This window comes from Limnohabitans sp. TEGF005 (assembly GCF_055394835.1).
In genome coordinates this window covers 1,881,313-1,895,243 of sequence record NZ_AP029226.1, presented here as the reverse complement: position 1 = coordinate 1,895,243, position 13,931 = coordinate 1,881,313, and the positions used below count along the sequence as shown (strand labels likewise).

Annotated in this window: 14 protein-coding genes; 8 read left to right on the top strand and 6 right to left on the bottom strand. The window is 56.4% G+C overall.

Annotated elements, in window-relative coordinates:
• Positions 1 to 53 precede the first annotated feature (53 nt).
• Together ACZ5RG_RS09115 and ACZ5RG_RS09110 are read left to right on the top strand one after the other, a co-directional pair.
• Positions 54 to 593 carry a hypothetical protein gene (locus ACZ5RG_RS09115; protein WP_464446876.1) on the top strand — a complete coding sequence of 180 codons (540 nt, stop codon included), beginning with the start codon at positions 54 to 56 and terminating at the stop codon, positions 591 to 593.
• A gap of 194 nt (positions 594 to 787) precedes the next feature.
• On the top strand, positions 788 to 1,777 hold the full coding sequence (locus ACZ5RG_RS09110; protein ID WP_464446875.1) for a dienelactone hydrolase family protein: 990 nt from the start codon (positions 788 to 790) through the stop codon (positions 1,775 to 1,777).
• 62 nt (positions 1,778 to 1,839) lie between these two features.
• Here ACZ5RG_RS09110 and ACZ5RG_RS09105 read toward each other — a convergent pair whose 3' ends face one another.
• The 3 genes from ACZ5RG_RS09105 to mltB form a co-directional block, all read right to left on the bottom strand.
• A complete protein-coding gene (locus ACZ5RG_RS09105) occupies positions 1,840 to 2,061 on the bottom strand; it encodes a TIGR02450 family Trp-rich protein (protein ID WP_298599453.1) in 222 nt (73 codons plus the stop codon).
• Between the two features lie 138 nt (positions 2,062 to 2,199).
• Positions 2,200 to 2,583 carry a hypothetical protein gene (locus tag ACZ5RG_RS09100; protein ID WP_464446874.1) on the bottom strand — a complete coding sequence of 128 codons (384 nt, stop codon included), beginning with the start codon at positions 2,581 to 2,583 and terminating at the stop codon, positions 2,200 to 2,202.
• A gap of 22 nt (positions 2,584 to 2,605) precedes the next feature.
• Complete coding sequence (gene mltB / locus ACZ5RG_RS09095) at positions 2,606 to 3,799, bottom strand: lytic murein transglycosylase B (RefSeq protein WP_464446873.1); 1,194 nt, start codon at positions 3,797 to 3,799, stop codon at positions 2,606 to 2,608.
• A gap of 145 nt (positions 3,800 to 3,944) precedes the next feature.
• On the opposite strand from mltB, the gene ACZ5RG_RS09090 reads away from it, so the two are divergent.
• From ACZ5RG_RS09090 to ACZ5RG_RS09080, 3 genes are all read left to right on the top strand, one after another.
• Complete coding sequence (locus ACZ5RG_RS09090; RefSeq protein WP_298599450.1) at positions 3,945 to 4,898, top strand: histone deacetylase family protein; 954 nt, start codon at positions 3,945 to 3,947, stop codon at positions 4,896 to 4,898.
• A 64-nt stretch (positions 4,899 to 4,962) separates the two neighbouring features.
• Positions 4,963 to 5,763, top strand: coding sequence for an enoyl-CoA hydratase (locus ACZ5RG_RS09085; RefSeq protein ID WP_464446872.1), 801 nt, complete (start codon positions 4,963 to 4,965; stop codon positions 5,761 to 5,763).
• Positions 5,751 to 7,070, top strand: coding sequence for a mechanosensitive ion channel family protein (locus ACZ5RG_RS09080; protein WP_315139068.1), 1,320 nt, complete (start codon positions 5,751 to 5,753; stop codon positions 7,068 to 7,070). Before ACZ5RG_RS09085 ends, ACZ5RG_RS09080 begins: the two co-directional genes overlap by 13 nt.
• On the opposite strand, the gene ACZ5RG_RS09075 is transcribed toward ACZ5RG_RS09080, so the two are convergent.
• The 3 genes from ACZ5RG_RS09075 to ACZ5RG_RS09065 form a co-directional block, all read right to left on the bottom strand.
• Positions 7,006 to 8,298 carry a TRAP transporter large permease gene (locus tag ACZ5RG_RS09075; RefSeq protein ID WP_464446871.1) on the bottom strand — a complete coding sequence of 431 codons (1,293 nt, stop codon included), beginning with the start codon at positions 8,296 to 8,298 and terminating at the stop codon, positions 7,006 to 7,008. The two genes, ACZ5RG_RS09080 and ACZ5RG_RS09075, sit on opposite strands and share 65 nt — an antisense overlap.
• On the bottom strand, positions 8,295 to 8,783 hold the full coding sequence (locus ACZ5RG_RS09070; RefSeq protein ID WP_298603082.1) for a TRAP transporter small permease: 489 nt from the start codon (positions 8,781 to 8,783) through the stop codon (positions 8,295 to 8,297). The genes ACZ5RG_RS09075 and ACZ5RG_RS09070 overlap by 4 nt, the downstream gene beginning before the upstream one ends.
• A gap of 93 nt (positions 8,784 to 8,876) precedes the next feature.
• Positions 8,877 to 9,893 (bottom strand): TRAP transporter substrate-binding protein, encoded by a 1,017-nt coding sequence (locus ACZ5RG_RS09065; RefSeq protein ID WP_315139064.1) that lies wholly within the window; start codon positions 9,891 to 9,893, stop codon positions 8,877 to 8,879.
• 295 nt (positions 9,894 to 10,188) lie between these two features.
• Here ACZ5RG_RS09065 and ACZ5RG_RS09060 point away from each other — a divergent pair, with 295 nt between their 5' ends.
• From ACZ5RG_RS09060 to ACZ5RG_RS09050, 3 genes are all read left to right on the top strand, one after another.
• A complete protein-coding gene (locus tag ACZ5RG_RS09060) occupies positions 10,189 to 10,944 on the top strand; it encodes an electron transfer flavoprotein subunit beta/FixA family protein (RefSeq protein ID WP_298603088.1) in 756 nt (251 codons plus the stop codon).
• A 12-nt stretch (positions 10,945 to 10,956) separates the two neighbouring features.
• Positions 10,957 to 11,889 (top strand): electron transfer flavoprotein subunit alpha/FixB family protein, encoded by a 933-nt coding sequence (locus ACZ5RG_RS09055; protein WP_298603091.1) that lies wholly within the window; start codon positions 10,957 to 10,959, stop codon positions 11,887 to 11,889.
• Between the two features lie 109 nt (positions 11,890 to 11,998).
• A complete protein-coding gene (locus ACZ5RG_RS09050) occupies positions 11,999 to 13,789 on the top strand; it encodes an acyl-CoA dehydrogenase (protein ID WP_464446870.1) in 1,791 nt (596 codons plus the stop codon).
• Positions 13,790 to 13,931: the final 142 nt, after the last annotated feature.

Below are 13,931 nucleotides of genomic sequence, written 5' to 3'. Positions count from 1 at the left end.
GTCAGCCTGATGTCAATCAAGTGTCCATACACTTGTCAAACACAGGAGATGAAATGGAAAGGCACCAAATTGAGGCCGCTGTTTTGATATTTGTATCAGCGGTTTTGTACTGGTTAGGTTATGAGTTTCAGGGGTGGCTTTTTCAGTTCACCGAGCACGTACCAGGTGTCAATTGGTTCTATTTGCCTGCAGGGTTGCGAGTGGTGTTTGTGTTGGTGGCAGGGTTGAATGGTGCTTTGGGCATCTTTGCGGCTACCGTTGTGATCAACCTGCTGCACATGAAAGATCTCAACGGCACACTCCTGTTGCTGACAGCCGTCGCATCAGGATTCGGTGCGTGGCTTGCTTTGTTGTTCATGCGCTGGCGCGGAAAGATTGACGCAGGGCTGACGGTTTTAACCAGTGCTGTGTTGATCCAATATGCACTGATCTACGCGCTGTTTAATGCCGTTTTTCATCAAGCTGTTTGGTGGATATTCCAGCGAGATGGTGCCATTTTCATGGTGGATGTTTGGCCCATGTTCGTGGGTGATCTGCTGGGTGCGCTGTTCTTTTTGTATGCATTGAAAGTGGTACCCAAGTTCAAGTCCTAGGCCCGTAACCCTTGTATCACTCAAGCGCAGTAAGCAGGCAGAAACAACCAAACGCGCCGAGCATTGATGGTTCACCGCAAACAAGGGCGAGTTGGCTAAGGACAAGTCGTCAATTCAGGTGATTCCCGAATGGCTGCATTGATTGAATTTTTGTTGAATGCTAGATATTCTTAAATGAAATTCCTCAAAGTCTTATGAAATACCTCAAGTTGTTATTGGTGTGTGGATTTTTCCTTTGGAGCAATGCTTGGGCGCAAACTGATTGCAGTCCATCCAATCCAGAAGATACAAAAGTCGTGGATCGCGGTCCGGTTAAAACGGTCACTGGACCGTTGGCAAATTTTGATCCTTGTCATAAATCTGTTCGGCTTGAGACGCCTTCTTTTTTTGCTAAAAAGCGAGGCGACAAACCACCGCTCGTGCTTATTGCACACGGCGGTGGCGGACTAGGCGGCTATGAGCGCGAATTCGCTAAGTTGATGAATCAGCAGGGATTTGCAACGCTGATTTTCGATGCGTTTGAGATGAATGGACTTGTTCCGCAGTCTGACCTGCTGCTCTACTACATGAGCAATGGTGGTCGGCAGAGGATGATCTACAAAGCCACTTTGGGTGCTTATCGTTGGGCCCTCAAAAGTGACAAGGTGGATACCAGCAAAATCTTCATTCAAGGTCTATCGAATGGCGCTGCTGTAGCTATCAATATGGCTGCAGCAGTTGATGGTGCCAATGTTCGTGGTGTCATTGCTGAAGGTGGCCCATCAGCTGGGATTGGGTTTCCAGATGACATCAAGGTTCCACTGTTGTTGATTTACGGCTTGGCTGATAACTATGGCGGCGTACAACAAGACGATTTGATGCATCTGAGAGCGATGCCTTGTAGCTATAACGACAACTATCAACTTGCACCCGCAGGCTTTACCCAGACCTGTAGCCGTATGTCAAACCCGATCAATCCCATGCCATCTCCGCAAATTTGGTACGAGAGGATTAAAGCCAAGGGACAGGAAATACGACTTGAGTTGGTTGATGGTGGGGGACACGGAATGATGTTTGCAGATTTCGTTTCGTCCTCTAGGCAGCTGGGAGGAGGGCGATGGTTCTACCGATCCCACGGAGCATCAGCAGATACAAGGCAGAAGCTACAAAAGCTGACAATTGATTTCATTGAATCCAAGCTCTGAGCTGCGTTGCAACTGTCGTGTCAAAGGACAAGTTGACTGTTGCCGGCCAACTTTCCAATCGATCAAACCCAACCCTGCAGCCAAACACCATCGTCTTGCAGTTCTCGCCAAGCGATGATCTGCGTGGCCTTGGAGAACACCGCTTCAATTTCCACCGATTCAATGGGCTCGGTAGGCTGCTCAGGTTGAATGACTCTGCTGACCAAAAAGTGCTTTTGTTTGGCCACGGGTTTGACCGCAGTCCATTTGGTCAACAGCAGTTTTTTGGGGTTCAGTGGATTCATGGCTGTGTCGTCAATTTGTGGGAATGCCTAGCGACTTGGCAACTTGAAAACCTGAGCCAAGGCGGTTGCAGGTGAGTTTTAAGACGCACTAAATCAGGCTGGGTTATTGAGAGCCCCAAAGGCTTGTGAGCAGCCTGATCATGAATTCGATGGCATCTCAATCAGCTTTTTCAGATAACGACCCGCACCATCGGCTGCACCCAAATCAGGGTGATTCAAGCAAAAGTCATCAATGCCGATGATTGCCGCTTCATGCGCTTTGGGATCGTCGTTGTATTTATCTTCTTTGCTTTTTTGAAGGCCCTTGAGGGTCAAACTGAGCGGGGCCAGAAAGGCATTTGTCCACGTACGCTTTTCGGCATATTCAAGCTTATGCCAAGACGCGCAGGAATGGTCGCCAAACAAGCTGACGCCATGGCTTGTTTGTGCGGACAAAGCCATGAACATCCATCCCAGCTTCATAACGCAGCTGAATGTGGCCGTTGTCAATGGGATGCGCATCATGCCGCTTGGTTTCGTCATCAAGTTGTGAAGTTTCAGTGGGTCAGCGCTTGTTTTGCAATTCCCGCGCCACCGCCTCCGCCAGCTCAATCACCGCCATGGCGTAATAACTGCTCCAGTTGTATCGGGTGATCGCATAGAAATTTTCGGTACCGGCCACATAACTGGGTGGGTTGCTGGCGTTGCGCAGTTCAATCAGGGCGAGTGGTCCAGCATGGCTGAGTGCCGCACCTTCCAGTGCTGCGCCTTTGCCCACAAAACTGGCCACGCTGAAGGTGGGCAGGATGTCCGGGGCCATCAGGCTGTCCATGTCGGTTTGGCCTGGTGTGAGGGTCACGGGGTAGTGGGTGGGCATGCCGGTGCGCCACTGAAAGGCCTTGAAGTAGTTAGCGACCGAGCCTATGGCATCGGCTGGGCTGCCAAACAGGTCGATGCGGCCATCGCCATCAAAGTCCACCGCAAATTTGGACCAGCTTGATGGCATGAATTGCGGCAAACCCAAAGCGCCTGCGTAGCTGCCCCGAATGGTTAAGGGGTCTGCGCCGCTGCGTGAGGTCAGCAGTAAAAATTGCTCCAACTCGCTGCGAAAGAAGGCTTGGCGTTCTGCGGCTCTGGGGTGGGCCTGCGGAAAATGAAAGGCCAAGGTGCCCAAAGCGTCCACCACACGAAAGTTGCCGGTGTTTTGGCCATACAGCGTTTCGACACCGATGATGCCGACGATGATGGCGGCGGGCACGCCGTACTCGCGCTCGGCCCGATCCAGCGTGTCCCGGTGTTTCTGCCAAAAGCGCAGGCCGGCCTGAATGCGCACGGGCTCAATGAAGCGTGCACGGTAAGCGCTCCAGTCTTTGGCCACGGGGCTGGTGGGGGGCAGCACCCATTTTTCGATCACCGGCAAGCGCTGGGTTTGCGCGATGGTTTTTTGCACCCAATCGGCATCGAGCTGCAGACGCCGGGCGGCATCTTGTGCCCAAATTGATACTTCGGGGTTTTGGTTCAAGGACGTGCCCGGTGCCACAGCGGTTTTTTTGCCGGGGTGCTTGCGTGTCGGGACGGAAGAATGGGCCGGTTTTTTCTTGGATTTTTTACTGGCGTGTTCAGCGTGCTTGGTTTTGGGGGCTTGCGCTTGCGCCGCATCCAGCCAGGCCAGCGACAAAGTCAGGCCAAGCAGTCCAACGCAGAGGGCGTTCAGGCGGCGCGGGGCCAGCCAGCTAAAGGGGTGAAGAAGAAAATTCATGCGGCTGTCAGTTTAATCGCCCGAGAGCGGGCTTACTGGGGCGAGTGGGCTTGGCGTGATAAGCTAAAAACAGTTAATCAATGCCAGTCATTTAAGAAATTCAACAACATTGTCAAGATGTTGAGCATGCAGGAAGATAAACCGTATGGGCGCGACAGGTTATTTCACACACCCCACATGCTGGAAACACGAAATGGGCGCGGGGCATCCGGAGTGCCCGGAGCGGCTCGGTGCCATCGAAGACCGTTTGCTGATCACGGGTCTCGACATGGCTTTGCAGCGCCGAGAGGCAGGGCCTGCGGCCTTGGCCGATATCGAGTTGGCCCACGGGCGCATGCATGTGGCGGCTTTGCGCGGTTTGGGCGATGCCTTGCGAGAAGACATGGCGGCGGGCGGGCCTCGCCACACATCGCTGGACCCGGACACGATGATCAACGCCCATACGTGGGATGCGGCTTTGTTGTCAGCGGGTGCCGCGATCGAGGCCACCGATGCCGTGCTGGCGGGGGAACTGGAAAACGCTTTTTGTGCCATTCGCCCACCCGGACATCACGCGTGTCGCGACAAGGCCATGGGGTTTTGCTTTTTCAACAACGTGGCCATTGCGGCCAAGCATGCGGTGGAACGCCATGGCCTCAAAAGGGTAGCCATCGTGGACTTTGATGTGCACCATGGCAATGGCACAGAAGACATCGTGGCGGGCGATGAGCGCATTTTGATGGTCAGTTTTTTCCAGCATCCGTTTTACCCGGAAGGCGGTTCGCAATCGAACGCGGCCAACCTGGTCAACTTGCCTGTACCCGCCTACACCAAGGGCATGGACATCCGCGAGTTGATTGACATGATGTGGATACCTCGGCTGGAAGCGCACAAGCCAGAGCTGATTTTCATCAGCGCAGGCTTTGATGCGCACCGTGAAGACGATATGGGGCAGATGGGTTTGGTTGAGCAGGATTACGCCTGGATCACCCAGCGCATCAAGGATGTGGCGCTGCGCCACGCCAAAGGCCGCATCGTCAGTTGCCTGGAGGGTGGCTACAACCTGAGTGCCTTGGGGCGCAGTGTAGAAGCGCACTTGCGTGTGCTGGCCGATGTTTGAAAAGGTCGACTGGGTTTGCGCCTGAGCGGCCGATTTGACTTGTGGTTTAGGCACAATCGGGCGCATGACTGATTCAACTTTACCCATCGCGGCAGACCTGTTGTTGCACCAACGCGATGCGCGTGGCATACACAGCCTGACCTTGAACAGCCCCGCCACCTTCAACACCCTGAGCGAGGCCATGCTCGAGGCTTTGCAAACAGCCCTGAACGCCATTGCACAAGACGAACAGGCGCGTGTGGTGGTGTTGGCTGCGACAGGCAAAGCTTTTTGCGCAGGGCACAACCTGAAAGAAATGCGTGCCCAGCCCGAGCAGGCTTACTACCAAAAGCTGTTTGCCCAATGCAGCCGCATGATGCTGTCGATTCAGAATTTGCCGGTGCCTGTGATTGCCCGTGTGCAAGGTTTGGCCACGGCAGCTGGTTGCCAGTTGGTGGCGCAATGCGATTTGGCTGTGTCGGTGGACAGCGCCACCTTTGGCGTCAATGGCATTGATGTGGGTTTGTTTTGCGCGACGCCCAGCGTGCCATTGGTGCGCAATATGCACGCCAAACAGGCCATGGAAATGTTGCTGACCGGTGGTTTTATTTCGGCCGATGAGGCCCGCAGCCGGGGGCTGCTCAACCGGGTGTGTGCCGCGACCGAGCTGGATGCACAGGTCGATGCCTTGGTCAATGCCATTTTGGGCAAGCCCCGTGAAGCGGTGCGCATGGGCAAGGCCTTGTTTTACAAGCAGCGCGAAATGGGCATTGAAGCCGCTTACCAATTGGCCGGTCAAACCATGGCCTGCAACATGATGGACGATGTGGCCCAAGAGGGCGTTCAGGCCTTCATCGACAAAAGGAAACCGACATGGCGAATTTGAAATCCCTGCACATTGCCGACCCGCTGGCTTGGCTGGACACCTTGGCCCGCGCCGAGTCGCTTCAGGTGCTGGGGGCGTTCGCGGTTTGTGTGGCGCTGGCCTGGCTTCTTGTCTGGGGTGTGCGCCGTGTTTTTGCCGCGCAAGATTTGTCGGTCTTGTTGGGCAAGCGCCTGATTGATGGGGTCTTGTTTCCAACAGTGTTGCTGGGCTTGACTTTTGCTGCCCGTACGCTGTTGACGGTTGACCACCCAGTGGCCTTGTTTGGCATTTTGTTGCCGGTATGCATCTCGCTGGCCTTGATCCGTTTTGGCGTCAAGGTCTTGCAAGTGGCGTTTGGCGAAGCCCCTTTTGTGCGGGTTTTAGAACGCACGATCTCGTGGATCGCCTGGTTGGCTGTGGTGCTGTGGGTCACGGGCATCTTGCCGCTGGTTCTGGATGAGCTGGACCAGATTCGCTGGAAGGTCGGTGGCTCCATGTTGTCGGTGCGCACGCTGATCGAGGGGGCGCTCACGGCGGGTGCGGTGTTGATCTTCACGCTCTGGATTTCTGCAGCGCTGGAGTCACGTTTGCTCAAATCGGCCACGGGCAGTGACTTGTCGTTGCGCAAGGTCATCAGCAACACGGTGCGGGCCTTGCTGATGTTTGTGGGTTTGCTGCTGGCCCTGTCTTCGGTGGGCATTGACTTGACGGCTTTGTCGGTGCTGGGCGGTGCGGTGGGGGTGGGCATTGGCTTTGGTTTACAAAAGCTGGCGGCCAACTATGTCAGTGGCTTCGTCATCCTGGCCGAGCGCAGCATGCGCATCGGAGACCTGGTGAAGGTGGACAACTTTGAGGGCCGCATCACCGACATCAAGGCCCGCTACACCTTGATCCGATCACCCACAGGCCGAGAGTCCATCGTGCCCAATGAGATGCTGATCACGCAGCGGGTAGAGAACCTGTCGTTGGCCGATGCCAAGGTGGCGCAAAGCACGGTGGTCTCGGTCGCCTACGATTCGCCTGTTGACCAGGTGATGGCCCTGCTTCAACAAGCTTGCCAGGCGCAGCCGCGCGTGTTGACCGACCCGGCCCCTTTGGTGGCCTTGTCGGCCTTTGGCGCTGATGGCTTGGAGTTCACCGTGAGCTATTGGTTTGAAGACCCCGCCAGTGGCCAGCTCAACCTCAAGTCAGACATCAATCGGGCCATTTTGAGCACCTTGCGCGAACATGGGATCGAGATCCCGTTTCCGCAGCGTGTTCTGATCAGTCCATCAGGGACGGCAGCCACAAACTCAGGGCGGGGAAGGCCAACAACAGCCCCAGCGTGACGATGAGCACCACTACCAGCGGCCATACGCCACGGAAGATGGTGCCCAGCCCCACTTTGGGCAGCAAGGTGTTGAGCACGAACAGGTTCATGCCCACAGGTGGCGAGATCAAGCCGATTTGAATCACCATCACGATCAGCACACCAAACCAGACCGGGTCAAAACCCAGCTGGATCACGATGGGAAAGAACAAGGGAATGGTCAGCAACACCATCGTGAGCTCTTCCATCACGGTGCCCAGCAAGATGTAAACCAACATCATGGCGGCCACGATCATGATGGGGGACAGGCCCAATCCGGTGATCCATTCTTTGAGCTCAAAGGGCATGCTGGTGAAGTTGACGAAGTTGGCGAAGATGGTCGCTGCGATCAACAAGGTGAACAGCATGGCCGTGGTGCGGGCCGACTCCACTAACACATCGAACAAGGCTTTCCAGTTCAGCGCCCCGCGTGCCAGCGCAAACAAAAACGCCCCCATCGCCCCCATGCCAGCGCCTTCAGTGGCGGTGAAGAAACCGCCATAAATACCGCCCAGCACAATGACCACCAACAACAAAACGCCCCAGATGCCGCGCAGCGCCGCCCAGCGTTGAGGCCAGGTGAACTTTTCGCCAGCAGGCGCGTGCTCTGGATCGCGTGCGGTCATGATGACCACGGCCACCATCATCAAGATGGCGGTCAATACCCCGGGAATCACGCCTGCGGCAAACAGTTTGCCGATGTGTGTCTCGGTGATGATGCCGTAGATCACCATGATGGTGGAGGGCGGAATCATGATGCCCAGGGTGCCGCCCGCAGCGATCACGCCCGTGGACAAGGCATCGCTGTAGCCGAGCTTTTTCATGGACGGGTAGGCGACCTTGCTCATGGTGGCGGCGGTCGCGATGGACGAGCCGCAGATGGCACCAAAGCCTGCACAAGCCGCAATCGTGGCATGCGCCAAGCCACCTCGGCGGTGGCCAATGAAGGTGTACGCCGCATGAAACAGCTCGTGTGCCAAGCCAGCGCGGGCCACGAAATTACCCATCAAGATGAACAAGGGAATGACCGACAAGGTGTAGGCAAAACCGGTGTCATAGACCACTTGCGCGGTACTGGCCATGGCCGGCATCCAGCCGCGTGTCAGGCCAATGCCGACCAAGCCGACCAGACCCATCGAGAAAGCCAAGGGCATGCGCAACAACGCCAGGCCAAAGATGGCCGCAAATCCAATCAGTGCTTCGATCACAGTGCGCCTCCTTCGGCTTCTTCATGGTCCAAAGGCTTGAACATCATGCTCAGATGGATCAGGCCGGTGAAACCACACAGCAAGCCCATGCCATGAATGAAGGGGGCTTTCAGGATTTTCAGTTGTGCCGTGGTCTCGCCGCTGGTCACAAAATCATTGCCGGTTTGCCACATGAGCCAAGCCAAGCCGATCAAGGCCGCTGCGCACAGCAAATGCACCAGTGCCCGCTGAATTTTTTTCAAGGTATCGGGCAAGATGGCATCGAGCGAGTCAAACACAACGTGTTCACCCCGTTCAGACACCAAAGGCAGTGCGCCAAAAATAACCACCACCATCAACAACTCGGTGAGTTCCAAAGACCCGGTGATCGAGTGGCTCAGCAGTTTCCGGCCGCTTACGTCCAAAAAGGTCAAGACCATGATGGCAAAAAGGGCCAAGCCGGCCAGGATGCCGCAGGCCGTTTCCAAGAGTTTTTTCAAAATCATTCCTTGATACAAAAAAGCGGTATCTGCCAGTCAGGGCGGATACCGCTGTGGGCTGAGAGGTTCTCAGCCTACCCGCTGTGGTTTTGCTGCGGCTTACTTTTCGAGTTTGGCGATTTCTGCGCGTAACTCGCCCAACACTTTGGCCGCATTTTTCAGGCCTTTGTCTTCCGCGGCCTTGACCCAGCCTTGCTCCAGTGGGGCTGTTTTGGCTTTGATGTCGGCCACAAATTTGGCATCGGCTTTGGTCACTTGAACGCCGTTGGCTTGCATCAGGCCAAATGCGCGACGGTCCACTTTGTCCCAGCCACGGCCAAAGATGCGGGCTGCGGTTTCACCGGAGATCGCGTCCACGGCTTTTTTGTCTTCCGCAGACAATTTGTCGTATTTGGCTTGGTTCATCATGAACACAAAGCTGGTGTTGTACAGGCCGCCTGGGAATGTGGTGGCGTGCTTGATGATCTTGTCGATTTTGAACGACTCGGTCGATTCGGCCGGGAACAAAGTGCCATCCATCACGCCGCTGGACAGCAGCTCATAAGAATCAGGCGCTGGCTTCAGGGTCACGTTCATGCCCAGGGCTTTGGACATTTCATTGACCATGCCGCCGCCGACGCGGAACTTCAAACCGCTCAGGTCGTCTGTCTTGGCAATGGCGCGCTTGGTGTTGAACACAATGCCGGGGCCATGCGAGAACAAGGTGATGACCTTGACGCCTTGGTGCTCAGCTGCAAATTCAGGGTGTTTGCCAGTCACGCGGCTCAGTGCCACCGAGATGGTTTCTGCGCTGTTGCCCAAGAAAGGCAATTCCGACATTTGTGTCATGACAAAACGGCCTGGGGTGTAACCGTGCACTGTGTACGACAGATCAGCCAAGCCATTTTTGATGGCGTCATAGGTGCCGGGTGCGGGTGTCACGCCGCGAGGCAAGATGTTGCACTTGATGCGGCCCTTGGTGTTGTCGGTCAGCAGGTCGCACCATTCTTTTTGCGCCATGCTGGCTGTGTGCGTGGGCGGGAGCCAGCTGGAGACGGTCAGCACCGTCTGCGCTTGCGCCACACCAGTCAAGCTTGTCAGGGCGACTGCCGCCATGGAAATCAGGGTTTTCTTCATCAGGATGCTCCGTCAAATTGGTTACAAAACATAATCTAATCTAGATTCGGCCAGAACGCACTCCATGCTAACCCTGATTCGCCAACCGATTGGTCGGTGAATTCCCGGGGTTAGGATATTGAAAAATGCCAAAATGCGATCTGAAAAATACGAACGACCGTGCTTTTCTGCCGATAATTCATTGTTTTAAAAGTGTTTTGATGCACAATTGACGTTTACGTTAACGTCAATTGGTTTCCCTCAATGGCGTGTTTCAAAACATCGCTGGTTTTGATCTATCAATGGAGATGCTTTCATGAAAATTCTGGTTCCCGTGAAGCGGGTCGTGGACTACAACGTCAAGGTGCGCGTCAAGTCCGATGGTTCGGGTGTAGACATTGCCAACGTCAAGATGAGCATGAATCCCTTTGACGAAATCGCCATCGAAGAAGCTGTCCGCCTGAAAGAAAAAGGCTTTGCCACCGAAGTGATCGCCGTTTCTTGTGGCGTGACACAGTGCCAGGAAACCCTGCGCACCGCCATGGCCATTGGTGCCGACCGCGGTATCTTGGTTGAAACCCCCGCCGATCTGGACCTGCAGCCCTTGGCTGTGGCCAAGCTGCTCAAGGCCTTGGTGGACAAAGAGCAACCGGGCCTGATCATCTTGGGCAAGCAAGCCATTGACGACGACTGCAACCAGACCGGCCAGATGCTGGCTGCTTTGGCCGACTTGCCGCAAGCGACTTTTGCTTCCAAAGTGGAAATCGTGGACGGCAAAGCCCAAGTGACGCGCGAAATCGACGGCGGCCTCGAAGTGCTGTCCATCAGCTTGCCTGCCGTGGTGACCACTGATTTGCGACTGAACGAGCCGCGCTATGTGACGTTGCCCAATATCATGAAGGCCAAGAAAAAACAGCTCGACACCTTCAAGCCCGAAGACCTGGGAGTCGACGTGGCCCCCCGCATCAAGACCCTGAAAGTGGCCGAGCCTGCCAAGCGCAGCGCTGGCATCAAGGTGCCCGATGTGGCTACGCTGGTGGATAAGTTGAAAAACGTGGCCAAAGTGATCTAAGGACAAAAGAACATGACTTCTCTCGTTATCGCAGAACACGACAGCGCCTCCATCAAAGGCGCCACCTTGAATACCATTACCGCAGCGATTGCTTGCGGGGGTGATGTGCATGTGCTGGTGGCGGGGCACAACGCCGCTGCGGCTGCGCAAGCGGCCTCCAAAATAGCTGGCGTCGCCAAAGTCATCCATGCCGACAGCGAATCTCTGGCCCACGGACTGGCCGAAAACGTGGCGGCCCAAGTGCTCGCCATTGCTGGCAATTACAGCCACATCCTGTTTCCTGCCACTGCAGGCGGCAAAAACGTGGCCCCCCGCGTGGCGGCCAAGCTGGATGTGGCACAGATCAGTGACGTGACCAAGGTGGACTCGGCCGACACCTTTGAGCGACCGATCTACGCTGGCAACGCCATTGCCACTGTGCAAAGCACCGACGCCACCAAAGTGATCACCGTGCGCACGACCGGCTTTGACGCCGCAGCCGCAACGGGTGGCAGCGCAGAGGTAGAAATTGCGGCAGCGCAAGCTGACAGCGGCAAGAGCAGCTTCAAGGGCAGCGAGATCGCCAAGAACGACCGCCCCGAGTTGACTGCTGCCAAGATCATTGTCTCGGGTGGTCGTGCTTTGGGCAGTGCTGAAAAGTTCAACGAAGTGATGACGCCGCTGGCCGACAAGCTGGGTGCTGCCATTGGTGCGAGCCGTGCGGCGGTCGATGCCGGTTACGCCGCCAACGACTTGCAGGTGGGCCAGACGGGCAAGATCGTCGCGCCGCAGTTGTATGTCGCGTGCGGCATTTCGGGTGCGATCCAGCACTTGGCGGGCATGAAGGATTCGAAGGTGATCGTGGCGATCAACAAGGACCCTGAGGCCCCGATTTTCAGCGTGGCCGACTTTGGTCTCGAAGCCGATTTGTTTGCGGCAGTGCCCGAGTTGACACAGGCACTTTGAGCCATCGGCGTACAAAAAAAGGCATCGCACGCGATGCCTTTTTTGTAGCCCTTGAGCACAGCTACCGGTTTGTTGGATTTCCGTTTTCAATCTGTTGCAGGAGACAAAAATGAGCTACATCGCCCCCTTGAAGGACATGCTTTTCAATATCGAACATCTGGCTCGAATCGACCAGATCGCGCAAATTCCGGGCTTTGAAGATGCAGGTCTTGAAACCGCGCAAGCCGTTCTCGAGGAGTGCGCCAAGCTCAACCAGGACGTGATCTCGCCGCTGAACTGGGAAGGTGACAAGAACCCGTCTTTTCACAACGGCAGCGGTGTGACCACCACGCCTGGCTTCAAAGAGGCTTATCAGCAATACGCCCAAGGCGGCTGGCAAGGCTTGCAGCACCCGACGGAGTTTGGTGGTCAAGGCCTGCCCAAAACCATTGGCGCGGCTTGCGGCGAAATGCTCAATTCGGCCAACATGGCGTTTGCGCTGTGCCCCTTGCTCACCGACGGTGCGATCGAAGCTTTGATCACCGCTGGCTCTGACGAGCTCAAAGCCATCTACCTCGAAAAACTGATTTCCGGCCAGTGGACAGGCACCATGAACCTGACCGAGCCACAGGCTGGATCGGACTTGGCCGCTGTGCGTACCCGCGCCGAGCCACAGCCCGATGGTTCTTTCAAAATTTTCGGCACCAAGATCTACATCACCTACGGTGAGCACGACATGGCCGAGAACATCGTGCACCTGGTGCTGGCCCGCGTGGCGGGTGCGCCTGAGGGCGTCAAAGGCATCAGCCTGTTCGTGGTGCCTAAATTCAGGGTCAATGCCGATGGTTCCTTGGGCGAGCGCAACGACGTGCATTGCGTGAGCATCGAACACAAAATGGGCATCAAGGCCAGCCCTACAGCCGTGCTGCAGTTTGGCGACAACGGTGGGGGCGTGGGTTATTTGGTCGGTCAAGAAAACCGGGGCCTTGAATACATGTTCATCATGATGAACGCAGCCCGTTATGCGGTCGGCGTGCAGGGTATCGCGATAGCTGAGCGCTCTTACCAGCGTGCCGTGCAGTACGCTCGCGACCGCGTGCAAAGCCGCCCTGTAGATGGCAGCTTGCCTGCAGCGGGCCCCATCATTCACCACCCCGATGTGCGTCGCATGCTGATGACCATGCGCGCCTATACCGAGGGATGCCGCGCCATGGCCTCTACCGCTGCCGCTGCTTACGACGCCTCGCACCACCACCCCGATGCCGAGGTGCGCAAGCAAAACCAGGCGTTTTACGAATTCATGGTGCCGCTGGTCAAGGGCTACAGCACCGAGATGAGTCTGGAAGTCACCAGCTTGGGCGTGCAAGTGCATGGTGGCATGGGCTTCATCGAAGAAACCGGTGCGGCGCAGTATTACCGCGATGCCAAGATTCTGACCATCTACGAAGGCACGACCGCGATCCAGGCGAACGACCTGGTGGGCCGCAAGACTGCGCGCGATGGTGGCCAAACCGCCAAGGCACTGGCCGCGCAAGTGGCGCAGACCGAAAGCGAACTGACCGCCTCCGGCAACGCTGATGCGCAAGCTGTGGCCCGTCGCCTCAAGGCCGCGCGTGAAGCCTTTGTGGACGTGGTCGATTTCGTGGCGGGCAACACCAAGGCCTACCCCAACGACGTGTTTGCAGGCAGCGTGCCGTACCTCATGCTGGCTGGTAACCTGATGGCGGGCTGGCAAATGGGCCGCGCTTTGCTGGTGGCACTCAGCCCGCAAGCGCAGGCGCAAGATGCCGCCTTCATGCTGGCCAAGGTCACCACCGCACGTTTTTACGCGGACCACATCCTGTCCAAGGCCCCCGGCCTGCGCGACAGCATCGTGGAAGGCGCTGGCAGCGTGACAGCGATGGCGCTTGACGCTTTCTGAATTTTCTCGACCGCGGCTGAAGACCGGCAGGCCCAACCTTCGGGCGTGGCTTGTTGGCTTTTGCTGTTTTCAAACTGGCTGGCGTGTCCCCGCGCCGACAGCCATCCCTGTTTCGGTCTTAGACAATTCGTCCACCATTTGA

Excerpts from the sequence above, each read along its gene's own strand:
- ACZ5RG_RS09115 (WP_464446876.1), top strand. The coding sequence starts at position 54 with ATGGAAAGGCACCAAATTGAGGCCGCTGTTTTGATATTTGTATCAGCG.
- ACZ5RG_RS09110 (WP_464446875.1), top strand. The coding sequence starts at position 788 with ATGAAATACCTCAAGTTGTTATTGGTGTGTGGATTTTTCCTTTGGAGC.
- ACZ5RG_RS09105 (WP_298599453.1), bottom strand. The coding sequence starts at position 2,061 with ATGAATCCACTGAACCCCAAAAAACTGCTGTTGACCAAATGGACTGCG.
- ACZ5RG_RS09100 (WP_464446874.1), bottom strand. The coding sequence starts at position 2,583 with ATGACGAAACCAAGCGGCATGATGCGCATCCCATTGACAACGGCCACA.
- mltB (WP_464446873.1), bottom strand. The coding sequence starts at position 3,799 with ATGAATTTTCTTCTTCACCCCTTTAGCTGGCTGGCCCCGCGCCGCCTG.
- ACZ5RG_RS09090 (WP_298599450.1), top strand. The coding sequence starts at position 3,945 with ATGGGCGCGACAGGTTATTTCACACACCCCACATGCTGGAAACACGAA.
- ACZ5RG_RS09085 (WP_464446872.1), top strand. The coding sequence starts at position 4,963 with ATGACTGATTCAACTTTACCCATCGCGGCAGACCTGTTGTTGCACCAA.
- ACZ5RG_RS09080 (WP_315139068.1), top strand. The coding sequence starts at position 5,751 with ATGGCGAATTTGAAATCCCTGCACATTGCCGACCCGCTGGCTTGGCTG.
- ACZ5RG_RS09070 (WP_298603082.1), bottom strand. The coding sequence starts at position 8,783 with ATGATTTTGAAAAAACTCTTGGAAACGGCCTGCGGCATCCTGGCCGGC.
- ACZ5RG_RS09065 (WP_315139064.1), bottom strand. The coding sequence starts at position 9,893 with ATGAAGAAAACCCTGATTTCCATGGCGGCAGTCGCCCTGACAAGCTTG.
- ACZ5RG_RS09060 (WP_298603088.1), top strand. The coding sequence starts at position 10,189 with ATGAAAATTCTGGTTCCCGTGAAGCGGGTCGTGGACTACAACGTCAAG.
- ACZ5RG_RS09055 (WP_298603091.1), top strand. The coding sequence starts at position 10,957 with ATGACTTCTCTCGTTATCGCAGAACACGACAGCGCCTCCATCAAAGGC.
- ACZ5RG_RS09050 (WP_464446870.1), top strand. The coding sequence starts at position 11,999 with ATGAGCTACATCGCCCCCTTGAAGGACATGCTTTTCAATATCGAACAT.